At 63.9% G+C, this 24,571-nt stretch carries 25 protein-coding genes; 14 read left to right on the forward strand and 11 right to left on the reverse strand.

Features of this window, described 5'->3' with window-relative positions:
• Nucleotides 1-20: 20 nt before the first annotated feature.
• The 6 genes from HR9077_RS08855 to HR9077_RS08880 all read right to left on the reverse strand — a co-directional run bounded on the left by HR9077_RS08855 (nt 21) and on the right by HR9077_RS08880 (nt 5,902).
• Nucleotides 21-1,304 (reverse strand): CaiB/BaiF CoA transferase family protein, encoded by a 1,284-nt coding sequence (locus HR9077_RS08855; RefSeq protein WP_244613116.1) that lies wholly within the window; start codon nt 1,302-1,304, stop codon nt 21-23.
• A complete protein-coding gene (locus tag HR9077_RS08860) occupies nt 1,240-2,025 on the reverse strand; it encodes an enoyl-CoA hydratase/isomerase family protein (RefSeq protein WP_136066647.1) in 786 nt (261 codons plus the stop codon). The genes HR9077_RS08855 and HR9077_RS08860 overlap by 65 nt, the downstream gene beginning before the upstream one ends.
• Before the next feature lie 69 nt (nt 2,026-2,094).
• Nucleotides 2,095-3,363 carry a TRAP transporter large permease gene (locus tag HR9077_RS08865; RefSeq protein ID WP_244613118.1) on the reverse strand — a complete coding sequence of 423 codons (1,269 nt, stop codon included), beginning with the start codon at nt 3,361-3,363 and terminating at the stop codon, nt 2,095-2,097.
• Nucleotides 3,364-3,409: 46 nt separating this feature from the next.
• On the reverse strand, nt 3,410-4,009 hold the full coding sequence (locus HR9077_RS08870) for a TRAP transporter small permease (RefSeq protein WP_244613120.1): 600 nt from the start codon (nt 4,007-4,009) through the stop codon (nt 3,410-3,412).
• 85 nt (nt 4,010-4,094) lie between these two features.
• Nucleotides 4,095-5,066 carry a TRAP transporter substrate-binding protein gene (locus tag HR9077_RS08875; protein ID WP_136066648.1) on the reverse strand — a complete coding sequence of 324 codons (972 nt, stop codon included), beginning with the start codon at nt 5,064-5,066 and terminating at the stop codon, nt 4,095-4,097.
• A gap of 374 nt (nt 5,067-5,440) precedes the next feature.
• Nucleotides 5,441-5,902: a GlcG/HbpS family heme-binding protein gene (locus HR9077_RS08880; protein ID WP_136066649.1), complete on the reverse strand. Its 462-nt coding sequence runs from the start codon at nt 5,900-5,902 to the stop codon at nt 5,441-5,443.
• A 132-nt stretch (nt 5,903-6,034) separates the two neighbouring features.
• On the opposite strand from HR9077_RS08880, the gene HR9077_RS08885 reads away from it, so the two are divergent.
• Complete coding sequence (locus HR9077_RS08885) at nt 6,035-6,727, forward strand: GntR family transcriptional regulator (RefSeq protein WP_136066650.1); 693 nt, start codon at nt 6,035-6,037, stop codon at nt 6,725-6,727.
• A 10-nt stretch (nt 6,728-6,737) separates the two neighbouring features.
• On the opposite strand, the gene glcC is transcribed toward HR9077_RS08885, so the two are convergent.
• The gene (glcC, locus tag HR9077_RS08890) at nt 6,738-7,514 is read right to left on the reverse strand and encodes a transcriptional regulator GlcC (protein WP_210725896.1); all 777 of its coding nucleotides are present in this window, start codon (nt 7,512-7,514) and stop codon (nt 6,738-6,740) included.
• 244 nt (nt 7,515-7,758) lie between these two features.
• Here glcC and glcD point away from each other — a divergent pair, with 244 nt between their 5' ends.
• From glcD to HR9077_RS08930, 8 genes are all read left to right on the forward strand, one after another.
• On the forward strand, nt 7,759-9,258 hold the full coding sequence (glcD, locus tag HR9077_RS08895; RefSeq protein ID WP_136066651.1) for a glycolate oxidase subunit GlcD: 1,500 nt from the start codon (nt 7,759-7,761) through the stop codon (nt 9,256-9,258).
• A 9-nt stretch (nt 9,259-9,267) separates the two neighbouring features.
• Nucleotides 9,268-10,422 carry a glycolate oxidase subunit GlcE gene (glcE, locus tag HR9077_RS08900; protein WP_136066652.1) on the forward strand — a complete coding sequence of 385 codons (1,155 nt, stop codon included), beginning with the start codon at nt 9,268-9,270 and terminating at the stop codon, nt 10,420-10,422.
• A 1-nt stretch (nt 10,423) separates the two neighbouring features.
• Nucleotides 10,424-11,707: a glycolate oxidase subunit GlcF gene (gene glcF, locus HR9077_RS08905; RefSeq protein WP_136066653.1), complete on the forward strand. Its 1,284-nt coding sequence runs from the start codon at nt 10,424-10,426 to the stop codon at nt 11,705-11,707.
• A 24-nt stretch (nt 11,708-11,731) separates the two neighbouring features.
• Complete coding sequence (locus tag HR9077_RS08910) at nt 11,732-12,133, forward strand: heme-binding protein (RefSeq protein ID WP_136066654.1); 402 nt, start codon at nt 11,732-11,734, stop codon at nt 12,131-12,133.
• A gap of 96 nt (nt 12,134-12,229) precedes the next feature.
• Complete coding sequence (locus HR9077_RS08915) at nt 12,230-12,496, forward strand: DksA/TraR family C4-type zinc finger protein (RefSeq protein ID WP_136066655.1); 267 nt, start codon at nt 12,230-12,232, stop codon at nt 12,494-12,496.
• Between the two features lie 79 nt (nt 12,497-12,575).
• Nucleotides 12,576-13,475 carry a DMT family transporter gene (locus HR9077_RS08920; protein ID WP_136066656.1) on the forward strand — a complete coding sequence of 300 codons (900 nt, stop codon included), beginning with the start codon at nt 12,576-12,578 and terminating at the stop codon, nt 13,473-13,475.
• Nucleotides 13,476-13,606: 131 nt separating this feature from the next.
• A complete protein-coding gene (locus HR9077_RS08925) occupies nt 13,607-14,314 on the forward strand; it encodes a dienelactone hydrolase family protein (RefSeq protein ID WP_136066657.1) in 708 nt (235 codons plus the stop codon).
• Between the two features lie 59 nt (nt 14,315-14,373).
• Nucleotides 14,374-15,057 (forward strand): glutathione S-transferase family protein, encoded by a 684-nt coding sequence (locus HR9077_RS08930; protein WP_136066658.1) that lies wholly within the window; start codon nt 14,374-14,376, stop codon nt 15,055-15,057.
• Between the two features lie 54 nt (nt 15,058-15,111).
• Here the strand turns inward: HR9077_RS08930 and HR9077_RS08935 are convergent, their stop codons facing one another.
• Nucleotides 15,112-16,452 carry an MFS transporter gene (locus tag HR9077_RS08935; RefSeq protein ID WP_136066659.1) on the reverse strand — a complete coding sequence of 447 codons (1,341 nt, stop codon included), beginning with the start codon at nt 16,450-16,452 and terminating at the stop codon, nt 15,112-15,114.
• 65 nt (nt 16,453-16,517) lie between these two features.
• On the opposite strand from HR9077_RS08935, the gene HR9077_RS08940 reads away from it, so the two are divergent.
• From HR9077_RS08940 to HR9077_RS08960, 5 genes are all read left to right on the forward strand, one after another.
• Nucleotides 16,518-17,387 carry a LysR family transcriptional regulator gene (locus tag HR9077_RS08940; protein WP_136066660.1) on the forward strand — a complete coding sequence of 290 codons (870 nt, stop codon included), beginning with the start codon at nt 16,518-16,520 and terminating at the stop codon, nt 17,385-17,387.
• A gap of 301 nt (nt 17,388-17,688) precedes the next feature.
• Nucleotides 17,689-17,937, forward strand: a complete 249-nt coding sequence (locus tag HR9077_RS08945; protein WP_136066661.1) for a GlsB/YeaQ/YmgE family stress response membrane protein — start codon at nt 17,689-17,691, stop codon at nt 17,935-17,937.
• Nucleotides 17,938-18,023: 86 nt separating this feature from the next.
• Nucleotides 18,024-18,407 (forward strand): Na+/H+ antiporter NhaC family protein, encoded by a 384-nt coding sequence (locus tag HR9077_RS08950; RefSeq protein ID WP_244613122.1) that lies wholly within the window; start codon nt 18,024-18,026, stop codon nt 18,405-18,407.
• Between the two features lie 159 nt (nt 18,408-18,566).
• On the forward strand, nt 18,567-20,132 hold the full coding sequence (locus HR9077_RS08955; RefSeq protein WP_136066662.1) for a bifunctional GNAT family N-acetyltransferase/carbon-nitrogen hydrolase family protein: 1,566 nt from the start codon (nt 18,567-18,569) through the stop codon (nt 20,130-20,132).
• A gap of 28 nt (nt 20,133-20,160) precedes the next feature.
• Complete coding sequence (locus HR9077_RS08960; RefSeq protein WP_136066663.1) at nt 20,161-20,940, forward strand: M90 family metallopeptidase; 780 nt, start codon at nt 20,161-20,163, stop codon at nt 20,938-20,940.
• A gap of 202 nt (nt 20,941-21,142) precedes the next feature.
• On the opposite strand, the gene HR9077_RS08965 is transcribed toward HR9077_RS08960, so the two are convergent.
• The 3 genes from HR9077_RS08965 to HR9077_RS08975 form a co-directional block, all read right to left on the reverse strand.
• A complete protein-coding gene (locus tag HR9077_RS08965; RefSeq protein WP_136066664.1) occupies nt 21,143-22,306 on the reverse strand; it encodes a zinc-dependent alcohol dehydrogenase in 1,164 nt (387 codons plus the stop codon).
• Between the two features lie 170 nt (nt 22,307-22,476).
• Nucleotides 22,477-23,889 (reverse strand): ATP-binding protein, encoded by a 1,413-nt coding sequence (locus HR9077_RS08970; protein WP_136066665.1) that lies wholly within the window; start codon nt 23,887-23,889, stop codon nt 22,477-22,479.
• A complete protein-coding gene (locus HR9077_RS08975; RefSeq protein ID WP_136066666.1) occupies nt 23,886-24,548 on the reverse strand; it encodes a response regulator in 663 nt (220 codons plus the stop codon). Before HR9077_RS08975 ends, HR9077_RS08970 begins: the two co-directional genes overlap by 4 nt.
• Between the last annotated feature and the right edge of the window lie 23 nt (nt 24,549-24,571).

The following is a 24,571-nucleotide window of genomic DNA, read 5'->3' on the forward strand; positions in this document are numbered from 1 at the left end:
TCAATATGAGCGTCAAGAAGCTACTTGATGCAGCCTTCAGCCCTCAAGCGCTCGAGTTCCTCGTCCTGGATACCCAGGGTGGACAGCACTTCATCAGTGTGTTGTGCGAAGAGAGGTGCCGGTTGGCGAATCTGCGACGGTGTCAGTGAGAATTTGCTGGGAAAACCGATCGTCTTCATCTTGCCGATCTTCGGATGCTCGATTTCCTGCACCATCTCCCTGGCCAGGTAATGCTCGTCCTGCATGGCCTGGGCAAAGTCGTTGATCGGGCCGGCCGGCACCCCGGCTGCATCACAGCGTTCGAGCCAGTCGTCGACATCGCGATCGGCCATGATCCCCTCGAGCAGCGCTTCGAGTTCCTCGACATGCTGGCCACGCGCGTGGTTGGTCAGGAAGCGCTCATCGGCCAGCAGCTCCTCCCGCCCCAGCACGTCCTGAGCGAACCGCTCCCAGGTACGCTGATTGGCACAGCCAAGCATCAGGTAGCCGTCGCGGGCCTTGACCGCCTGGTAAGGGGCCGAGACCCGATGTCTCCAGCCAGTGGGCTCGGGCACCTTGCCTTCGGCGAAGTAGGCCGCCGCCTCCCAGGTATACCAGGGTAGACCGCATTCGGTGATGGCAATATCGATGTGCTGGCCTTCCCCGCTTTGCATCTTGTGAATATAAGCAGCCAGAATCGAATAGACGGCCGTAATGCCGGCACCGATATCGTAGACGGCGATACCTGTCTTCAGTGGACGGCGCCCCGGCTCGCCGGTCATCGACATCAGCCCGGTCATGCCCTGCGCCACCAGGTCGAAGCCGCCCTTGTGTCGGCTGGGGCCGGTTTGGCCATAGCCGGAAATCGAGCAATAGATAATGCCGGGATTGATGGCCTTTATCGTGTCGTAATCGATTTCCAGTGACTGGGTCACCCCGGGTCGATAGTTCTCGACGATGACATCGACCTCCTCGGCCAGGCGATAGAAGATCGCCCGGGCACGCTTGTCCTTGAGATTCAAGGAAATGCTCTTCTTGTTGCGGTTGATCTGCGAAAAACAAGTCGATTCGTCGTTGACGTAAGGGCCCATCTGGCGGCTATCGTCGCCGCCGTTGGCCTTTTCCACCTTGATAACCTCGGCGCCCATATCGCCCAGTACCATGGTGCAATACGGGCCGGCCATGATTTGCGACACATCGAGCACTTTCAAGCCATTCAAAGCAAGCATCGAATCTCTCCCTGGCGGCAGCCAGAACCGGTCATTTTCCAGTCCAGGCGAAAGGCGTCTTATTGATGAATTTGTTGACCGCAGCCTTGAAGTCATCGCTCATGTAGCAAGTGATAACCCAATCGTCGCTTGCATCGGCAGCCGCTCGTCGCTGGGCCAGTACCCGCCCCACTAGCGCCTTGCTGGCCTGCAGCGTGAGCGGCGCACGGTTGGCAAACTCGGCAGCAATCGACGTCACTTCATCAGCGATCACCTCTGCCTCGAAGAGGCCGTTGACCAGGCCTGCCTGCTGCGCCTCGTCGGCGTTGAACAGCCTGGCCATCATCAGCACCTCCTTGGTACGGGCGATGCCGACCATGTCGATCAGCCGCGAAACGTTGGTGATCGATAGGGAGTTGCCCAGCGTTCTGGCGATCGGTACGCCGAACTTCAGTGATGGGGTGGCGTAACGAAAATCACAGACCATGGCCAATGCCGCCCCACCGCCGACACAGTAGCCTTCGATCATGGCTATGGTGGGCTTGGGCAAAGCCTCCAGCTTACCCACGACACGGTCGATACGCCGCTCGTATCCAGTCGCATCCTCCGGCGCGTCAAAGGTGGCGAACTGGGTAATATCGGTTCCTGCCACGAAAGCTTCGCCACCGACGCCATGCAGCACGACCGCATGCACGTTATCGTCGTCCGCGAGCTGCTCGCAGACTGTCTCCAGCCCATCGTACATTTCCCAGGTCATGGCATTGCGGCTCTCGGGCCGGTTGAAACCGATCCAGGCCACTCCTTCGCATACTTCGAAAAGAAGGTTGTCACTACGCATCGCGATACTCCGTTGATCTTGCCCTAGCCGACGCAGCCGCGCCGGATCTCTGGCGTGTCATGAGCGCCCTCAGCCATAGACGAAATTGACCAAGGACAGGGCAAAGGCCGGGATATAGGTGTTGATCATCAGTATCAGGAACAGCACCCCGATGAACCACAGATTGGTGCGAGTAGTGGCCCAGATATCAGATCTCGCAATCGAGCAGGAAGCAATCAGCACACTTGCCACCGGCGGTGTCTGCTGGCCGATGGCCAGATTCAGCGTAACGACCAGGCCGAAGTGCAGCGGATCGATACCCACCGCCGTCACCAGAGGCAACACGATCGGAACGACCAGGATGATCGCCGCCGCCGAGTGCAGAAAGATCCCCAGGATCAGGAAGATGACGTTGAGTAGCGCCAGGATGATGTACTTGTTGTCCGTCAGCTCGCTGATGGAGTTGGCCATCTGCTGTGGGATCTGGGTCTCGGTCAGATAGAGCCCCACCACGGCGGAGCTGGCCACCAGCAGCATGACGACGGCGGTCTGGATGCCGGCATCGACACAGGACTTGTAGAATATCTTCAGGCTGAACTCGCGATAGACCACGGAGCTGATGAAGATGGCAACCACCACGGCGAGCGCCGCCCCTTCGGTAGCAGTGACGATGCCACCAAAAATCCCGCCGAGAATGATGACCGGGATCAGCAGTGCCCAGATAGCCCCCTTGAAGGCCTCCCAGAGTCGCTTGGCCTGGAACTTTCCCTCGGAGGGGAAGTTATTTTTGCGGGCCAGGTAGTAGCACATGGCAGCCAGCCCCATGGCACCCAGCAGGCCGGGGAAAATTCCCGCGATGAACATCTTGACCACAGACTCGCCGGACATGACGGCATAGAGAATCATGGGGATCGAGGGCGGCAGGATAATGGCCAGACTGGCGGCCGAGGAGGAAATGGCTGCCGAAAATTCCTTGGAATAGCCCTTCTTGCGCATCGCCGGAATCAGGATGCTGCCAATGGCCGACACGCCGGCCACTGCCGAGCCGGAAATTTCGGCGAAGAAGATCGACGCGCCGATGGTCACCATGGACAGGCCACCCTTGATGAATCCGACCATGGCCATGGCCAAGTCGATGAGACGGCGCGAGATACTGGAGGCATTCATGATCGCACCGGCCAGTATGAAAAGCGGAATCGCAATCAGAGGGAACTTGGTCGCACCGTCGAACATCACCATACCGATGTTGGGTAATGCGAAGACACCGAAGCTCGCCACGGTGGCCAGGGCCCCCACGATACCCAGTGCCACGGCAACCGGTACATTGATGAGAATCAGGGATATCAGCCCCGCGAACATAGATAATATGATCATTGTTTAATCTCCGCTGGTTCGCTGATTCCTGTCAGGTCCGTCCGGGGGCGCGGCTGCCGGCCTGCTCGGTGGGGCTATCATCCGCGTCCGCACGAGCCTCGTCGGGATTGATACCCGCCTCGTCCAACTCATGGTCGATGAAGCCCGCTCCGCGAGCGCTCTCGATCACCTCTGGCAAGCGAAGCAACTGAGCGATGATGAACAGCGCCGAACCGATGGGAATGACGGATTGGGTGAGCTGCAGCGAGACACTGGTCAAGCTCACCAGCGTCGATCCCTCCAGGATCACTACCACCTGATAGCCGGTGTAGCCGAGCAGCACGAAGAAGGCGATGGTAATGGCCTCCGCCAGCAGTGCCACCGGTAGGCGAATACGCGGCGATGCCATATTGATGATGCTGGGGCAGGTAATATGGGCACCCTTGGCCGCGGCCAGGGCCGCCCCGTAATAGGTCAACCAAGCCAGTCCCACCGAGGCGACCTCGTCATACCAACTAAAGGGGGATCCAAGCAGGCGTGACATGAAGCCGACTATCACCACTCCCGACAACGCCACGACATTCAGGAAAACGATGAATTCCAGCAGCTTCTGGTAGGCTGCCTTGCACTGTTTCAAGGTCACGTTGGCCATCTCCGGGGAAAGAAGGGAGAGGACACACCCCGCCGCGACCTTGTCGCTGCGCGTGGCATGCCCGGTACCATTGACTCAGGCAAGATCAGCGAAGTGCGTCGACCTTCTCGATCATCTCTCGCCCGCCATCCACTTCATTGCCGAACTTCTCGTAGATCGACGCAGAGCCATCAACGAAGGCTTGGGTATCCACCTTGTTGATCTGCAGCCCCGCCTCCTCGAACTTGGCAAGCAGACTGTCGTCGAGCTTGGCACCCTGCTCCAAGGCATACTCCTCGACTTCCTCGGCCGTCTCGACCAATACCTGACGGACATCCTCGGGCAGGCGACTCCAACTGGCGCCGGCCAGCACATAGGCCGGGGTGTAGACGTGATTGGAAAGCGACAGATAGTCCTGCACCTCCTGGAAGCGCTGTGAGTAAATCTGTACCAGCGGGTTTTCCTGGCCATCCATGGCGCCGGTCTGGAGGGCAACGAAAGCCTCCGACAAGGCCATCGGGGCCGGGTTCGCGCCGTAGCTCTTGAACATCTCCACGCGCCACACGCCGTTGGGTGTTCTTAGCTTGATGCCCTCGAGATCGGAAGGCACGTTGATAGGCCGGGTATTGTTCGTGATCTGTCGGAAGCCGTTCTCCCAGATACCGATAATCTTGTAGCCCTTGGAATCAGCCGCGGAATAGAGCTCGTCACGCAGGAAGTCATCACGAACCCGACGCATATGATCCCGATCTTCGATGAGATAGGGCATCTCGAAGAGAGAAAATTCGGGAGCCACGCTGCTCATGATCGAGGAGGGTAGAGCGAGATCTATCGTGCCCAACTTCAGTTTATTGAGCATCTGTGAGTCATTCCCTAACTGGCTGGAGCCGTAGACGACCACCTCAGCTTTTCCCTCGAGCTTGTCATTGGCGATCTTGGCGAATTCATTGGCTGAAATCTCGAATAGAGAACCAGGCCCACCCACGTGGCCGAACTTGATCTCACGCTCCTGAGCGTTGGCTGCCTGTACGCCGAAAGCAAGCGCGGTGGCGAGTAACGCTGTCTTTATGGCTTTCATATCGTTCTCCGAAGTGTCGTTGTTTTTGTAGGTCAGCCATGGCAGTGGCCTACCGAAGCCCGTCTGCGCGGGCCCCTTTTCGGCCGGCGTGGTTGTGCCTCGTTGTGCTGGCGTGAGTGGCGACAAACCCGACCTGGCATTGAATATGGATACATAATTCAAAATTCGAAATTATACTTTAGTCCGCCGGAAGGATACTTCGGAAAAAACAAAATTCTTATTAAACATTAAGTTATAAAACGGAAGGCGGCGTGATCGGTGACCGATCACTCTAGTCAAGCGCAGGAATACGAGCCAGTGGGCTGCTCGCTGCGGGATATACGGGATAGCTCAGCGGCTTGGCTTGCGCCTGGGAATGCCCCTCTCGACGACAATCAATCCGGCGCCAGACCGGGCCGGAAACCCGCCTCACGAATCCCCGCCATGGCCGCCCGTTCGTCTTCGTCGGAAGAAGCGCCGCTGATGCCGACTGCACCGATCACCCGGTTTTCGTCATCGAGAATCACGACGCCACCGGGCACGGGCACGAACTGCCCATCCGAGGCAGCCGCTACCGAGGCCAGAAAGGCGGGGCGCTCCGAATTACGCTCTCCCACGACGCGGCTGGCCACACCGTTGCCGAGCGCAGCATAGGCTTTGCCCTTGGCAACAGGAAAGCGTAGCGGTGCACAGCCATCCTCACGCTCGACGGCGATGATATTGCCCCCCATGTCGAGCACGACTACCGTCAGTGGTTCCATGCCGGCACTGCGGGCCTCACGGAACGCCGTTTCGATGACCTGACGGGCTTGGAGACGAGAAACCTGGACGTGAGAGAGATATACCTTGCCGGCCATGAGCAGCTCCTGGGACGGGTGATTGTTATTGTCTTGGTTTTGCATTCATAATACCGTTCAAGGAACCCAGTCAAGGCGACGCAGCTGGACTCTGTGCGTTTCGCCACTCCCTTCTCCGATCAAGAACCGACAATGGAAAAGATCCAGCATAGGAACCTCTATCGTGAAGTTGCCGATCGTGTTCGGGAACTTATCGAACAGGGTACTTTGATGCCAGGCGAGCGCATCTCGGAAAAGAAGCTCTGCGAACAGTTCGGTGTATCGCGTACACCGCTACGCGAGGCACTCAAGGTGATGGCCTCGGAGGGCTTGGTGGAGCTACTGCCCAACCGTGGCGCACGCGTTACCCGCCTGACCGTGAAAAAGGTACGCAACACCTACGATGTAATGGCCGCGCTGGAGGGTCTGTCAGGTGAACTGGCCTGCCAGAACATTACTGAAGAAGAATTTTCGGTTATCAAACGGCTTCATGAGACGATGCTCGAGCACTACCAGCAGCGGGAATTGCAACCCTATTTTCGGGTCAATCAACAGATCCACGAACGCATTATCGCAGCGGCCGGTAACGAGGTACTCGAAGAGATGTACAGCAACCTCAGCCAACGCGTAAAGCGTGTCCGCTATTCAAAGAAGATGACGGATGATTTTTGGCGACGCGCCGTTGAGGACCATGAAGCCATGATCGATGCGCTGCAGAAACGTGACGGCCTCATGCTGGGAAGAATTCTTCGCGAACATTTATGCAACAAGCTCGAAGTCGCTTCCATCGAGGGCATGATTGAAGAGGAGGAAAACGAGCTTTCCTCCCGGGCGGCTTCTTACTGAGTCCAGGCCGTCACTGCCACGCCTCCAGGCGCATCGCCGAACGCACCAGTCGTTCATTCTCGGCCTCGATCTCGCGCAGACTGGCGCCGATGCTCTCGAGATGTTCCAGTGCCGCCTGCCGGGCGACCTCGGCGTCCTGCTCGATCACCGCCCGATACAACCGCTCGTGCTGGCGGTTGATCCGCTCGCGCGACGCCGGCCGGTGGTAGAGATTCTTGACCGAGGCGAAGACCGAGCTCAGCAGCAGGTCGGTCAGGCTCTGCAGGGTGTGGACCAGCACCGGGTTGTGCGAGGCCTCGCAGATCGACAAATGGAAGCCGTGGTCGTAGCGTGCCAGGCGCTCGACATCGATCTCGCCGGGCTGATCGACATAGTTCGCCATCGCCTCGTAGCGGTGGCCGATGACCACCCGGTCGGCCGCAGTGCCGCGCAGCGCCGCCAGCCTCGCCGATTCGCCCTCGAGCAGGGCCCGTACCTCGAGCAGGTCGTAGAGCGTGCGCGGATGGTCGCGGAACAGATGCATCAACGGACTGTCGTCGCGGCGTGGAATCAATCGGGCGACCACCGAGCCACGCCCCTGCCGGGTTTCGATGATGCCCTTGCCGCGCAATACCCGCAGTCCCTCGCGCAACGAGGCGCGCGACACGCCCAGCTTGTCGCACAAGCGACGCTCCGAAGGCAGCAGTTGACCGGGACGGATGATTCCGTCGAGCACCAGTTGCTCGAGTTTGGCGGCCACCGCATCGGGCATTCGAGTACCGCTTGGCATCGTGGAATGCGCAACCATGCTGGCTCTCCCCCGGACGCCCGCGCGGCGCCCCTTAGGCGGTTGAATGTCGGGCAAAGCGCCCGGCGCATGGGCTTATTGAAAACCTGGAAATGCATTTCATAAATACGACTAATGGCTGGTCGGACCAGTGGACCAATGGCTGGACAGGGCCGTGACGAAGAGCCAGATTGAGAGACCCAACTGAACCCATCATGCGGCGCCGGTCGGCCTACGGACCGCGCCCGGACAGCGGGAGCGCGCCATGAACATTCTCTACGACGAGCGGCTCGACGGGGCGCTGGCGACGCCCGACAAGGGCAGCGTGCTCGCCGACCTGCAGCAGGCGCTCCCCGACATGACCCTGCTGCATCGCGCGGAGGACCTGCGTCCGTTCGAGTGCGATGGCCTCTCGGTGTATCGCGTGCTGCCCATGCTGGTCGCCATGCCGCACACCCTGGAGCAGGTCGAGATCCTGATGCGCCGCTGTCACGCCCTCGGCGTACCGGTGGTCACGCGGGGCGCCGGCACCGGCCTGTCGGGCGGCGCGCTGCCGCTCGAGAAGGGCGTGTTGCTGGTGATGTCGCGCTTCGCCCGGATTCTCGATGTCGACCCCCAGGCGCGCACCGCACGCGTCCAGCCGGGGGTGCGCAACCTGGCGATCTCCGAGGCCGCCGCGCCGCATGGGCTGTACTACGCGCCCGACCCGTCATCGCAGATCGCCTGTTCGATCGGCGGCAACGTCGCCGAGAACGCCGGCGGCGTGCACTGCCTCAAGTACGGCCTGACCGTGCACAACGTGCTGCGCCTCGATGTGATCACCATCGAGGGCGAGCGCATGACCCTGGGCGCGGACGCCTTCGACGCCCCCGGCTTCGATCTGCTGGCGCTGTTCAACGGCTCCGAGGGCATGCTCGGGGTGATCACCGAGATCACCGTCAAGCTGTTGCCCCAGCCGCAGTGCGCCAAGGTGCTGATGGCCAGCTTCGACGACGTGGGCAAGGCCGGCAAGGCGGTCGGCGACATCATCGCCGCGGGGATCGTCCCCGGCGGCCTGGAGATGATGGACAAGCTAGCCATCCGCGCCGCCGAGGACTTCGTCAGGGCCGGCTATCCGGTCGGGGCCGAGGCGATTCTGCTCTGCGAACTCGACGGCGTGGAGAGCGATGTCGACGACGACTGCCAGGCGGTACGCAGGGTGCTCGAGGCCGCCGGCGCGACGGCCATCGACCAGGCCCGCGACGACGCCGAGCGCGCGCGCTTCTGGGCCGGCCGCAAGGCCGCCTTCCCCGCGGTCGGGCGCATGTCGCCGGACTACTACTGCATGGACGGCACCATCCCGCGCCGCGAACTGCCGAGAGTGCTCAAGGGGATAGCCGACCTATCGGAACAATATGGCCTGGCGGTGGCCAACGTCTTTCACGCCGGCGACGGCAACATGCACCCGCTGATCCTGTTCGACGCCAACCAGCCCGGCGAGCTGGAACTCGCCGAGACCGTCGGCGGCAGGATCCTCGAGCTGTGCGTCGAGGCCGGCGGCAGCATCACCGGCGAGCACGGCGTGGGTCGCGAGAAGATCAATCAGATGTGCAGCCAGTTCCGCCCCGACGAGCTGAGCGTCTTTCACGCCGTCAAGGCCGCCTTCGACGAGTCGCGCCTGCTCAACCCGGGCAAGAACGTGCCGACGCTGGCCCGTTGCGCCGAATTCGGCGCCATGCACGTGCACAACGGGGAATTGCCGCACCCCGAGCTGCCGCGCTTCTGAGGAGCGATGATGAGCCAGGATTCACACGACGCGAACCGCCACGAGCAGGACCGCCACCCGACCCACGCCGAGGCGAACCGGCCGGCGGACCAGGATGCCAGCGAGGCGCTCGCCGAACGCGTCCGCCGCGCGCATGCGGACAGAACGCCGCTACGCATCGTCGGCGGCGACACCAAGGCGTTCTATGGTCGCCGAGTCGACATTTCCGGCGTCGGCGAGACGCTATCCACCTCTGCGCATCGCGGCATCGTCCACTACGACCCGGTCGAGCTGGTCGTCTCGGTGCGCGCCGGGACCCGGCTGAGCACACTCGAAGCGGCGCTCGACGCCGAGGGCCAGCGACTGGCCTGCGAGCCGCCACACTTCGGCGAGACCGCCACGGTCGGCGGCATGGCCGCCGCCGGGCTTTCCGGGCCGCGCCGCCCCTGGGCCGGTGCGGTGCGCGACTTCGTGCTCGGTATCCGCCTGATCGGCCACGATGGCACGCAACTGCGCTTCGGCGGCGAAGTGATGAAGAACGTCGCCGGCTACGATCTGTCGCGACTGATGATAGGCGCCCAGGGCTGCCTGGGCGTGCTCAGCGAGGTGTCGTTCAAGGTATTGCCCAAGCCCGCCGCCACGCGCGGCCTGCGCCTGGCGATGCCACTCGAGAGCGCGCTGGAGCGCCTCGCCGAGTGGGGCCGCAAGCCCTGGCCGATCAGCGCCGCGAGCTACCATGACGGTGCGCTCCACCTGCGTCTGGAGGGCGGCGCCGGTTCGGTCGCGCAGACCGCCGGGCAGCTCGGCGGCGATACGCTCGAAGCCGACTACTGGGCAGCGCTTCGCGAACAGCGCCTGGCACTGTTCACCGACGACGACCCGCGCCCGCTGTGGCGCCTGTCGCTACCCAACAACATTCCACCATTGGCGCTCGACGGCGACGTCCTGTACGACTGGGCCGGAGCCCAGCGCTGGCTGCGCAGCGACGCCCCCGCCGCGACCATCCACGCGGCCGCGGCCCGCGCCGGCGGCCACGCCAGCTGCTTCCGGGGGCAGCACGGCGCGCACCCCGACGAGCCCTTCGCGCCGCTGTCACCGGTGCTCGCCAAGTATCATCAGCGGCTCAAGCAGCAACTCGACCCGTACGGCATCTTCAATCCCGGCCGGCTCTACGAGGCTCTCTGACATGCAGACCCACTTCACCGACGCCGACCTCGAGAAGCCGCATCTGCGCGAGGCCGATCGCGTGCTGCGCTCGTGCGTGCACTGCGGCTTCTGCAACGCCACCTGCCCCACCTATCAGTTGCTCGGCGACGAGCGCGACGGCCCGCGCGGACGCATCTATCTGATGAAGGAGCTGCTGGAAAGCCGCGACGACGACGATCGGGTCACCCGCGAGACCCAGTTGCATCTGGACCGCTGCCTGACCTGTCGTAACTGCGAGACCACCTGTCCCTCGGGGGTCGAGTACCACAAGCTGCTCGACATCGGCCGCGCCGAAGTCGATAGGCGCGTCGGTCGCAGACCGCAGGAGCGTGCGCTGCGTCTTGGCCTGCGCAAGGCGCTGGTCGAGCCAGGACGCTTCAAGGCGCTGCTCGCGCTGGGGCAAACCTTTCGCCCGCTGGTCCCCGGCTCGCTGCGCGACAAGCTGCCGGCCAGGCCAGCCGACCCCGGAGTGAGGCCCGCCCCCGAGGCTCATCAACGCCAGATGCTGATTCTCGAGGGCTGCGTCCAACCCGGCCTGTCGCCCAATACCAATGCCGCCACCGCGCGGATGCTGGACCGGCTGGGCATCGGCCTGACGCCGGCGCCCCAGGCAGGCTGCTGCGGCGCCATCGATTACCACCTCAATGCCCAGCAGGCCGGGCGCGAGCGCATGCGCGCCAATATCGACGCCTGGTGGCCGCATATCGAGCAGGCGGACGGGACCGGGGTGGAAGCCATCGTCCAGACCGCCAGCGGCTGCGGCGCCTTCGTCAAGGAGTACGCCGAGATGCTCGCCGACGACCCGGACTACGCCGAGAAGGCCGCGCGGGTCAGCGAACTGGCCAAGGATCTCGGCGAGATCCTGCGCGACGAGGACCTCACCCCCCTCGCGGTCGGCGACGCCCGGCGGCTGGCCTTCCACTGCCCCTGCACCCTGCAGCACGCCCAGCGGCTCAATGGCCTGGTGGAGGGTGTGCTCACCCGGCTCGGCTATGCGCTTACCCCGGTGCGCGACGCCCATCTGTGCTGTGGCTCGGCGGGTACCTACTCGGTGACCCAACCCGAGCTCGCCAACCACTTGCGGGATGATAAGCTCGACGCGCTCGAGGCCGGCGAGCCGGAATTGATCGTCACCGCCAACATCGGTTGCCAGACTCACCTCGCCGGGGCCGGCCGCACCCCGGTCAGGCACTGGATCGAGATCGTCGATGAGGCACTGGAATCAGCTACGAGCAACGGGCAGCGAGCGGCTCGTAGCTCGTAGCTAACTACTAACCAAGGAGAAGTCATGCAGACCAAGGCCGTGCTCAACTTGAGCGACGTCAACGCCATCCTCGATGCCGCCCAGCAGGAGGCCGAGGCCAACGACTGGGCGGTGACCATCGCCGTCGCCGACGACGGCGGCCATCTGCTCGGCCTGCGCCGGCTCGATGGCGCCGCCCCTTTCTCGGCCGGCGTGGCCGGTGAAAAGGCCCGCAACGCCGCCATCGGCCGCAAGGAGACCCAGGTCTTCGAGGAGATGATCAACAATGGCCGTACCGCCTTCGTCACCGCGCCGCTTCAGGCGCTGCTTACCGGCGGCGTGCCGGTGATCGTCGACGGCCAGGTGATCGCCAGTGTCGGCGTTTCCGGCGTCAAGCCCGACCAGGACGCGCAGGTCGCCAAGGCCGGTGTCGCGGCTATCGGCTGATCGCCACGGCGGGATGCGCTGGCGCCAGGCCCGGCCGGGCTCCTATACTGATCGGATGTCCGATCAATCGGGGCTCGTCCGAGCCGAGGAGATGAGATGGCCGGCGGATGGTCGAGGGATGGCGCCGTGCAGGACCAGATCGACAGCACGATCGAGGATGCCGTGCAACGCTCGCGCAGCCAGTTGCCGCGCGGCGAGAGCCTGACCCACTGCGAGGAGTGCGACGCGCCGATCCCCCAGGCGCGCCGCGAGGCGGTGCCTGGGGTGCGCCTGTGCATCGCCTGCCAGGGCGAACGCGACAAGCGCCAGTCGGCATTCAGCGGCTATAACCGCCGCGGCAGCAAGGACAGCCAACTGCGCTGAGCGACCCTGAACGAACGCCACGTTTCTTCCGCTCGACGCTTGCGGCATAGTATCGGCTCGTATTCGCCCCGAGGCCGCCATGCCCCTGCTGCTCATCCTGCCGCCACTCGCCGCCGTGCTGATCTGGTCGGGCAACATGACCATCAACCAGCTCACGGTGGGCGCCATCGCGCCGAGCAGCATCGCCTTTCTACGCTGGGTGCTGGCGCTGGGCGTGCTTTCGCCCTTCGTGCTGCCGGCGGTGTGGCGCCATCGTCAGGCGCTGAAGCGCGAGTGGCCCAAGCTGGCCTTCCTCGGCCTGCTGGGCATGGCCATGTGGCAGGGGCTCGCCTACGTCGCCGCCGAGACCACCTCGGCCACCAACATGGGCATCCTCGCGGCCACGGTACCGCTGCTGACGGTTCTGCTCAGCGCGCTGATCCTGGGCGAGGCGCCCACCCTGGGCGGCGTGCTCGGTGGCCTCGTAGCCCTGCTTGGCGTGGCGGTCCTGCTGGGCCACGGCGACCCGCTGTCGCTGCTGGCACTCGAGGTGTCGCCGGGGGATACGCTGATGGTGGCCGCCGCGACCTGCTATGCCCTCTACGGCGTGATGCTCAAGCGCTGGCCGATGGCACTGCCGCCCTGGGTGATGCTCTACGTCCAGGCCTGCTTCGCCACCCTGCTGCTGTTGCCGAGTTACCTGCTGGGGCCGATGACGCCGGTGGACGGCGGCAACGTCTGGCTGATCATCTATGCCGGCATTCCCGCCTCGATCGTCACCACCTTCCTGTGGATGCGCGCGATCCGCCAGATCGGCGCCAGCAAGGCGAGCATCTTTCTCAATCTGATGCCGCTGTTCAGCGCGCTCATCGCCATGGCCCTGCTCGGCGAGCGCCTGGCGTACTGGCATCTGCTGGGCGGCGCCCTGACGCTGTGCGGAGTGGTCATGGCCCAGACGCTGACCCAGCCACTGCGGCGCAACGTCGCCAGCAACGGATGAAATTCCGGATCCAGGCGATTGTGCCAGCCCTTCGCCGCGCCTACGATTAGCGGACGAACATTATCGCGGGCCGCTGCCCGGCCTGCCTTTCAGGCTTGCGGCGGCGGCTCGCCGACCATCACGGAGGAACCATGTCGCAATCACCCGTCACCACCCAGTGGATCGACATCGCCAGCCACGACGGCCAGACCTTCAAGGGCTACCTGGCCCTGCCGCCGGCCGGCAAGGGCCCGGGCATCGTGCTGATTCAGGAGATCTTCGGCGTCAATCGACACATCCGCAGCGTCGCCGAGCAGTACGCGCTGGACGGCTACGTGGTGCTCGCCCCGGACGTGTTCTGGCGTCAGGAGCCGGGTATCGAGCTGACCTATGAAGGCGACGACATGGACAAGGCCTTCAAGCTGGTGGGCGAGATCGACTTCACGGTCGCCGTCAAGGACCTGGCCAGCACCACCCAGGCGCTGCGCCAGCGCCCCGAGTGCGAAGGCGAGGTGGCCTCGCTGGGCTACTGCATGGGCGGCATTCTCGCCTATCTGGCCGGCATCGAATCCGGCGTCGACAAGGCCGTGTGCTTCTACCCCGGCGGCATCGCCAAGCATCTCGACAAGGCCGACGCGCTCGAGGTCCCGACCCAGTTCCACTTCGCCGGCAACGACGGCCACATCACCGACGAGCACATCGACCAGGTGCGCGACACCTTCGCCCGGCGCGACGATGTCGAGATCCACGTCTACGACGGCGCCGATCACGGCTTCAACTGCTGGGCACGCGGCGCCTACCATCGTCACGCCGCCGCGCTCTCCCACGGCCATGCCCTGACCTTTCTCGAAACCCCCTGAAGGCGTCGCCTCGGCGCCACTGGGGCGGGCCGCCCCCGCCCACACCGGAGATTCCCGCGATGCCCTATCGTCTGTTCATTGCCAACAAGAACTACTCGTCCTGGTCGATGCGCCCCTGGGTGTTGATGGAGGCACTCGCCATCCCCTTCGAGGAGGTGCTGACGCCGTTCGAGGGCTCAGGACGGCAACGCGACTTCGAGGGCTTCTCGCCCACCGCCAAGGTGCCCTGCCTGCATCATGACGAACGGGTGATCTGGGAGTCGCTGGCGATCGTCGAGTACCTGGCCGAGCAGGCGCCCCAGGCATGGCCCGTCGACACGGATGCGCGCGCCTGGGCGCGTTCGGCCTGCGCGGAAATGCACGCCGGCTTTGCCGCACTGCGCGACGAATGCTCGATGAACTGCGCGCTGCGCATCGAGCTCGGCACCCCCGGCGCGGCGCTGTCGCGCGACATCGCACGACTCGATGCCCTCTGGCAGGAGGGGCTCGAACGCTTCGGCGGCCCCTGGCTGGCGGGAGCCGCGTTCGGCGCCGTGGACGCCTTCTTCGCCCCCGTTGCGGTGCGTGTGCGTGGTTACGGGCTCGAGCTGGGCGTACCGGCGATGGCCTACGCCCAGCGCCTGCTGGAGCACCCGGCCGTCGCCCGATGGATTGCCGCGGGCATCGCCGAGCCGTGGGTCGACGAACCGCACGAGCAGGACTGCATCCGTGGCCGACGGGTGATCGAGGATCGTCGGCACTGAGTCGCCAAAGGTTCATTGAGCCCGAATTCGGTGGCACAACGACCATCAACCGTGTCAGCTTTCGGTCGTTGCGGTGACGGTCTTCACCGACGCGTCGTTGCCGATCAGCGTCCGTCCGGCCCACACCATCCAACTCAGCGCCGCTAGCTGCAGCACCACCAGGCCGAACAGGGAAAGCCGGTGTGCGGTAGCTGGTGCCGTCTCGCCCATCAGGTCGACGATCAACCCGATCCCGCCCTGGAACAGGGCCCCGCAGACGACTCCACAGAAATTCAGCAGTGCGATCGCGCTACCCGAGACGGCAGGCGATACCAGACGCGTCAGCAGCGCATAGCCCAGAATCGGCCCCGCTGTCAGCGCGCCCCAGGCTGCCCAGACCATGCCGTAGCACCCCTGTGGATACACCAGCAGGAAAACCTGAGTCGCAATAAAGGCAGCGCAGAGTACCGTCGTCAGCCGAAAAAGAGATCGGTCACGCTGCGCGAGCCGATCGGCGACAATGCCGAAGCACAGCTGGCCGACGATGATCGACAGCGCCAGCCCGGTCAGCACCGCTGCCGCTTTCGTGTCCGACCGGCCCGCGACCTGGCGTAGCCATTCGCCGGCCCATAGCCCCTGATAGGCGATCCAGACGCCCTGGGCGATAAAGGAGAGCGGCGCCACTATCCTGAAAGCCCGACCTCGCACCACGCCGAGCAGCCCGTCGATCTGATCGCGCCAGGCGGTTTCTCCCTCACGCGCCTCCTGCGGATGCCGGGGGACGGCCAGCAGCATGAAGACCGCAAGCATCGCAATCACGATGGCGAGAGCGGCAAAGAGCCACCGCCAGGAGGCCACTGATAGCGCCGCCTCGGTCGGCCAGGTGGCGATCAGCGAACCGAGACTGGCCAGGCTGATTGTCACGGCATTGATGAGCGGCAGGCGGCAGGCGGACCACCAGAGTGCATTCGCCTTGTAGGCGCCGGTCCAGCAGGCACAGAGACCGATCCCCATCAAAAAACGGGCCAGCACGAGCTGTAGCAGGCCATCGGCCACGGCGAACCAGCCACTGGCGATCACGGCAACCCCCATCGTCGCGACCACGACTCGCTTCGGACCGTAGCGGTCGAGTAGTACGCCGACGATCAGCTGCGATCCGGCCAACGCCGCCAGAAAGGCAGCCGTCAGGAGGCCAAGTTCGAAAGCCGTCAGTGCAAAGTCGTGACGCAGGTAGGGGGCGAGAACGCCGTTGACGTTACGCACCAGCTCGGAGACTAGATAAGCGAAGGTAAACGGCATCAGCACCATGGTGATACGCCATCGCGTTGAGGGTGCCTGTCGATCGTCCCGAAGAGCTGTCATTTTGCCGGCCTTTTTCTCAAGTGTTGCTATTATTACAACGCTAAAGCCATGCATGGCGCGCTGTCGTGTGACGATCCCGGGTCATATCGTTCGATTCTCCTCAACCATTCGAGTCCATCATGAGATCCGCCCTGCCTCCCTTCGCCGCCCTCGAAACCTTTCTTGCCGTCGCGCGTACCGGCGGCGTCCGCGCTGCGGCTCGGCGGCTCAACGTGACCGACTCTGCCGTCAGCCATCAGTTGCGAAAACTCGAGGACCATCTAGGCGCGCCACTAGTAGAGCGTCACGGCCGTGGTATTCGACTGACGCTGGCAGGGCAGCGCTATGCCGATCAGCTCGCCGCACCCCTTGCCGAGATTGCTGGCCTGACCGACCGCCTGTTCGGTACATCGCAGGACACCAGCGTTACCCTGACCGTGGGCCCGGTGGTCGCCTCGCTGGGTCTGATCCCTTTCGTCGCAAGGCTGGAGAGCGACAACCCGGGTCTCATACTGCAGTTGGTCACCACTACCCGCCTGCTGGATCTCGATGCCATGGGAGTCGACCTGGCGCTGCGCTACGAGCGCTGCCCGGCCGCGGAGGATGATCCTCTCTCCTTTCCCGAATACGCCTTCCCGATCTGTACGCCCGAACTGGCGCGGGATGGCGCGGAGCAGGTACTAAAGCAGCGCCGACTGCTGAACGACGCACACGCCGACGACTGGCAGCGCTGGGCGATTGCCGCTGATCATAGACTCGCTCCCGCCACACGAGAGATGCGGCTGGACACTTCGGAGATGGTCATGAATGCGGCTCTCAGAGGCATGGGGGTAACCATTGGCCGCACGCCGCTGGTCAACGACGCCCTTCTGAGCGGACAGCTGGTCGCCCCCTTCGGTACTTCCGCGCCGGGGGAAGGGAGCTACCGCATCGTCGCCTCGTCACGCCGGCCGGACGCCAAGGTACAGGCCGTAACTCGGTGGCTCGGCAACCTGCTTGGCAGACCATAGCGCTGTCATCCCGCTGACAACCGCTCAAGCACTTCGAGCAATCCGCCAGGCGTTTGCCAGTAACAAGGAGGTCGAAGTAGCACGGTGTTACCTGCTGGGCCTGGGCAAGCCACAACTAGCACGCGTCGGCGCTAGCCCACGGCCGCACGCTGACCGTTGCGCTAGCCATACCGAGTAAGCGTTCAGGAGTCGGAGGTGGTGCCGCCAATTGGCGCTTGTCGTTCCCGCCAGATACGACTAGCTTCCAGAGGGCATGTTAGGAAGGCATGCCCAGACCATGCATCAAACAAGGATAGACGCGATGGGAATTATTGCGTGGATCATCTTCGGCCTGATCGCCGGTGCTATTGCCAAGCTGATCATGCCGGGTAAAGACCCGGGTGGCTTCATTGTTACTATCATCCTCGGTGTCCTCGGTGCCGTCGTTGGCGGCTGGATAGGGACCGCACTGGGCTTCGGCGATGTCTCCGGCTTCAATATCGGCAGCTTCGTAATCGCGGTGCTCGGTGCCATCGTGCTCCTGATCATCTACCGCGTCGTTCGCAGGTAGCTATCGCCGAGACTCCCGCCAGTCCGCAAGGCGTCCCTTCGATCGTGGTAGCGACTGATGCCCTGCACCACAACACGAACTCATCGGTGATCGGGCTGCTGACCCGTCGCTACCCGGCTATTCCGGTCATCATCTTCGGCGGCGCGGCCTATGTTTCGCTGATTACCGCCAGCACCATCGCCGAAAAGAACTATGACGACCAAGGCGTGGACCGGCGAGTACTCTCACGCAATGTCGAAGCTGGCGGCACCATCACTACCCCAATGGTGCCCTGGACCGACGGCGGTGTGTTCATGGCCACGACTCTCGGCGTGTCGACCATGGCTTACCTACCCTTCCTCTGGTATCACATGCTGGTGATTGCGATCTCGATCGTCTATGGCTATGCCAACATCGCCATCTGGAGAACCCGGCCCAAGACCGAAGCACAAGGCAACGTAGACACGCGGCAGAACTTCCAGCCCTCATAGCAGGGCACCGATAGTTCACTCGTTACCTGACAAGCCCTGCCACGCGCAGGGCTTTTTTGGCAGGAAGGAACGTACCACTGCCAAACCGTTGCCTCATGAGCCACGCACCCTGCGTGATACACTAGCGCCACTTCCGTATTCGCAACGCAGGACGCCTACATGTCGCTCGACGATCTGCACCTCAACCTGCGCAACCTGGCCCCCGACGACTATCCGCAGCTCAAGACGCTGATGGATGCCGTCTACGACGACATCGGCGGGGCCTGGCCGAAACACACCATCGACAAGCTGATCGACGAGTTTCCCGACGGCCAGATCCTCATCGAGGACGACGGCCGCATCGTCGGCGTGGCGCTGACCGCACTGGTCGATTACGACGAGTTCTCCAACCCGCACAAGTACGACGACCTGATCGGCCATCGCGAGGTGATCCTCAACGACCCCAACGGCGATGCGCTGTATGGCCTCGACGTGCTGATCGACCCGGCCTATCGCGGCCACCGCCTGGGCCGGCGCCTCTACGAGGCGCGCAAGGAGCTGTGCCGCTCGATCAACCTGCGCTCGATTCTCGCCGGCGGGCGGATCCCCAATTATCATCAGTACGCCGCCGAGATGTCGCCCACCGAGTACCTGGAGAAGGTCGCCCGCAAGGAGATCCACGACCCGATCCTGTCGTTCCAGCTGGCCAACGACTTCCAGGTCAAGCGGCTGCTGCGCAAGTACCTGCCCGAGGACGAGAAATCCCAGGGCTACGCGACGCTGCTGGAGTGGAACAACATTCTCTTCGAGCCCGCCGAACGGGTGCTCGAGACGCGCAAGACCCAGGTGCGCGTCGGCGCCGTGCAGTGGCAGATGCGCGAGTTCGCCTCGGTGGAATCGGTGCTCCAGCAGGTCGAGTACTTCGTCGACGCGGTGGCCGACTACCAGAGCGACTTCGCGGTGCTGCCGGAGCTGTTCAACACGCCGCTGATGGGGCTCACCGACCAGTCCAACCAGATCGAGGCGATCCGCTTCCTGGCCGGTTTTACCGAACGCTTCAAGAACGAGATCTCGCGCATGGCAGTGTCGTTCAACATCAACATCGTCGCCGGCTCGATGGTCGAGATCGGCGACGACGACAAGCTCTACAACGTCTCTTACCTGTGCCACCGCGACGGCGAGATCGATCGCCAGGCCAAGCTGCACATCACCCCCCAGGAGCGCCGCGACTGGGTGGTGGAAGGCGGCGACGAACTGCGCGTGTTCGACACCGACGCCGGCCGCGTGGGCATCCTGATCTGCTACGACGTGGAGTTCCCGGAACTGCCTCGGCTGCTCGCCGACCAGGACATGGACATCCTGTTCGTGCCGTTCTGGACCGATACCAAGAACAGCTACCTGCGGGTGCGCCACTGCTCGCAGGCGCGCGCCATCGAGAACGAATGCTACGTGGTGTTGTGCGGCAGCGTCGGCAACGTGCCGTCGATCGAGAACCTCGACATCCAGTACGCCCAGTCGTCGGTATTCTCGCCGTCGGACTTCGCCTTCCCCCACGACGCGGTGCTCTCCGAGACCACCCCCAACACCGAGATGGTGATGTTCTCGGATCTCGACCTGACCCGGCTCAAGGTGGTGCGCAGCGAGGGCTCGGTGACCAACCTCAAGGATCGCCGCCAGGATCTCTACGACCTGCGTCTGCGCGACTGGTCATGGAAGTCGGGCAGCAGACAGGACGATGGCAACTGACCCGCGACACACCCTAGCGAGACACGCCATGAGCCTGTGGAATGAGCTCAAGCGCCTGGGCGGCGCACGCCGGCCCTTCCCCGAGAGTGAATGGCAGGAGGCCCGCCGGCGCTTGCCGCTGCTCGCGACGCTCGACGCCGCCGAGACCGAACGGCTCGGCCAGCGCGCCTGGGCGTTTCTGCACCGCAAGCGCCTGACGCTGCCCGACGACGACGCCTTCGACCTGCCCGCGCGCCTGGCGCTGGCCGCCCAGGCCTGCCTGCTGACGCTGGGCTGGGACGACAGGGAGGCCCGCGAGGCGTTCGCCAACGTCCACCAGGTCGTGGTGGTCCCCGATGCCTTCCGCCGCCATGTGGAAGAGATGGATGACGCCGGCGTGGTCCACGAGTACGAGGACGAACGGGTCGGCGAGACCTGGTATCAGGGGCCGATCGTGGTGTCGCTCGCCGACCTGGCGGAGAGTGGCGACTGGACCGGTTTCAACGTGGTGATCCACGAGTTCGCGCACAAGCTCGACATGGGCAACTCCCAGGATGTCGACGGCTTTCCGCCGCTGCCGCGGGATATCGCCTCCCGGGAGTGGCACCGCGTCTTCAGCGCGGTCTGGGACGATCTGCAGGCGCACCTCGAACGCGGCGAGCCCACGCCGATCGACGACTATGCCGCGACGCATCCCGGTGAATGCTTCGCGGTGTGCTGCGAGACTTTCTTCAGCGCCCCCGACCACCTCGACGCCGCCTACCCGGAGCTCTACGCGCTGCTCGCGCGCTACTTCCGCCAGGCGCCGCTGGATCGCCTGCCGCACTGAGTCGCGGCTCATCAAGAAAACGCGACACGCCTCGCCACATGCGGCGAGGCTGTTTGGAACGCACTTCCCGGCACCCGGCAATCTCGGACGCCGGCGGCAGCGAAGCAAGGGTCCTTTGCCATGGAGGGCAAAGGTAGCGCCCGGGGATGGGTTTACAGCGCCCTTGCGAAGCAGTCAGTCGAGCGTCGCCATATGACGTGCGTTACGGCGTCATCACCACCTTGATGCAGCCATCCTGCTTGGCGTTGAAGTTGGCGTAGGCGTCGGGCGCCTGGGCCAGCGGGTAGCGATGAGTGATGATGAACGACGGGTCGATCAGCCCCTGCTCCACCGTTCTCAGCAGCGGTTTCAGATACTGCTGCATGTGGGTCTGGCCACTCTTGACCGACAGCGACTTGTTCATCAGCGCGTTCAACGCCACACCGTCGACCTTGTCGGTATATACCCCGGGCAGCGAAAGCCGGCCGCCCTTGCGCACCGACAGGGTCATCTCATTGAAGGCGTCGGGATGATTCGCTTCGCTTGAATCCGCACTGCGGCGCTCGGCTTCGGGATCGCCCTGCCCGTGGGCCTCGGCGCCGACGCAGTCGATGCCGCAGTCCGGGCCGCGCCCGCCGGTCATCTCGAGCAGCTTGCTGTAGACGTCGTCCTGCTCGAAATCGATGACCTCGGCACCGCCCTGTTCGTTGGCGAGCTTGAGTCGCTCCGGCACCCGGTCGATGGCGATCACCCGGCCCGCGCCACGCATCCAGGCGCTGCGAATGGCGAACTGGCCGACCGGACCGCAGCCCCAGATGGCCACGGTATCACCGGCTTCCATGTCGCAGTTATCGACCGCCTGATAGCCCGTCGGATAGATGTCCGACAGGAACAGCAACTGGTCGTCACGCAGGTCGGACTCGACCTTGATCGGACCGACGTCCGCGTAGGGCACGCGCACGTATTCAGCCTGGCCGCCGGGGATGCCGCCGAGCATGTGCGAATAGCCGAACAGCGCGGAAGGCGAGTGGCCCATGGCGCCGGCGGCCATGTCGGCGTTGGGGTTGGACTCGTCGCATAGCGAGTAGAGATGCTTGTTGCAGAAGAAGCAGCTGCCGCAGGCGATGGTGAACGGCACCACCACACGATCGCCCTTCTTCAGGTTGTGCACCGCCGAGCCGGTCTCAACGACCTCGCCCATGAACTCGTGGCCGAGCACATCGCCTTCCTGCATGCCGGCCATCAGCCCATTGTAAAGGTGCAGGTCGGAACCGCAGATCGCGGTGGCGGTTATCTTGATGATCGCGTCGCGCGGTTCCTGGATCCTGGGATCGTCGACATTGTCGACGCGGACATCGTGGGTACCGTGCCAGGTCAATGCTTTCATGGTGACTCCTTGTCACTTGGGACTCCGTGTCTGCAGGCCCGCGTCTTCTGTTGCCGGGTGCTTGCGACCCGACACGCAGCGGAAGATAACTCCTTTTAATTCAAAAAGTTGAATTAACGATTAGAGACCTGCGGGGCGTTACTTCAAGCTAGGAAGCACCCGCCGCCCTGTCAAGCGGGTCGGGAACCGGCCGCGGCCGGCCATGCCAGGGTCACTTCGAGCCCGCGCGGATCGCGATTGGCCAGCGTCAGCCGCGCTTGCTGGCGCTTTGCCAGCTCGAGCACGATCGCCAGGCCCAGGCCGCTGCCGGTAGTGCGCTGGTCCGCGGCGCGTCGAAAGCGCTCGGTGACTCGCGTGAGCATGGCTTCCGGGACCCCGGGGCCGGTATCGCGTACCACCAGCAGCGCCTCGTTCGCGACGCTCGCCAGCTCGAGCGTCACTCGTCCACCGTCGGGCGTGTAGCGCAGCGCGTTGTCGAGCAGGTTGCGCACCAGGATACCCATCTCGACCGGATCGGCACGGACCCGCAGCGTCGTCAACCCTGTAACTTCAAGTGTCTGGCCACGCGCCTGCGCCCAGGGCCAGAGCTCGGCGACCAGTTCCAGTACCAGCGGGTAGATGTCGATGTCCTTTTCCTGCCGTGCAGCTCCCTGGTCCAGGCGGGCCAGCACCAGTAGCTGCTCGACCACCCGCTGCAGGCGCGCCACACCGGTATAAGCCTTGTCCAAAGACGTGCTTTCGCCGGCACGGGCGTTGTCGATATGGATCTTGAGCCCAGCCAGGGGAGTGCGCAGTTCGTGGGCCGCATCGGCTGTGAAGCGCCGCTCGCGTTCCAGGGTCTCGCGCAGGCGGGCGATGAAATCGTTGATCGAAGCCTGAAGGCCAGCCAGCTCGCGTGGCACATCGGCATCGATGAAGCGCAACTGCCATTCATTACGCCCGGCAACCTGGCGCGACAGGCTGCCGATGGGCTCGAGTCCGCGTTTGATGGTCCAAGCCGTGGCCAGCAGCAGCAGCGGCAGCGCGATCAACATCGGAATCAGATTGCCCAGCGTGACCTTGCGGCCAAGCTCATCGATGAACTCCTCCTGTATGCCGGTGCGGATCCAGGTCTCGCTGCGCGCATCGAACAGCGAGAACACTCGCCAGCGGTCGCCGCCATAGTCGACCCAGCGATACCCCTCGGCCTCGGGTGGGGGGAAGGAACCGTGATCGTTCCATCCTGCCCCCAACAGACGCGGCGATCCATCGGCGTTCCAGAAGCCCACTGCCAGCATGCGCTCTTCATGATGATAGCGCTCCGCAGCCCCAGGATCGTCGGGCGGCTCGGGACGTCCATCGATATAACGTCGCGCCAGGTGCCCGGGCTGATTGAGCCATGCGGCGATCGCTCGGTAGGCCGCAGGGGGAGCATCGACGCTGATCCGGGCGGCGATCAAGCGGCTTTGCAGACTCAACTGAGCATCGAGGATCTCCTCCATCTCGTGCTCGGTGATCAGATAGGCGGCAGTCACGATCAAGGCCGTGGCGCCGGCCAGCACCAGCGCCAGCGTGCGGGTGAGATAGCGCCTGATAGAGATCATTGATGGTCCGGTGCAAGGCGATAGCCGATGCCGCGCACCGTGGCGATCAGTTGCTTGTCGAGCTTCTTGCGCAGGTGATGAATGTGCACCTCGACGGCATTGGAGGCCACCTCCTCGTTCCAACCGTAGAGCAGGCTCTCGAGATGCGGACGGGTCATGACCTTTCCCGGGTGACGAGCGAGTTCGAGCAGCAGCGCATATTCGCGTCGCGCCAAGGGCACAACCTGAGAGCGCCAGGTCACGGTGTGGTTTGCTTCGTCGATCTGCAGTGGGCCGACCTCGATCATCTGCGAGGCTCGCCCCTCGGCACGCCGCATCACCACGCGCAGGCGCGCCAACAATTCCTGCAGATCGAACGGCTTGAGCACGTAGTCGTCGGCACCGCCATCGAGCCCGGCGATGCGCGCCTCGATATCGTCGCGCGCGGTCAGAATCAGAACCGGCAGAGCACTGTGGCGGCGAAGTTCCTTCAATACCTGCATGCCATCGATGTCGGGCAGTCCCAGATCCAGCACCACCACCGAGAAGGTGTCGTAGCGTATCGCGGCTAGCGCATCGCGGCCGCTTTCCAGCCAGTCGACCGCGTACCCCTCGCGTTGCAGGGCGGTCTTGATGCCATCACCCAGCAGCGGGTCATCTTCTATCAGTAATACACGCATGCCGACCCCATTGTTGTACCCGC

The sequence above is a fragment of the Modicisalibacter radicis genome (assembly GCF_900961225.1).
Taxonomy (GTDB): Bacteria; Pseudomonadota; Gammaproteobacteria; order Pseudomonadales; family Halomonadaceae; genus Modicisalibacter.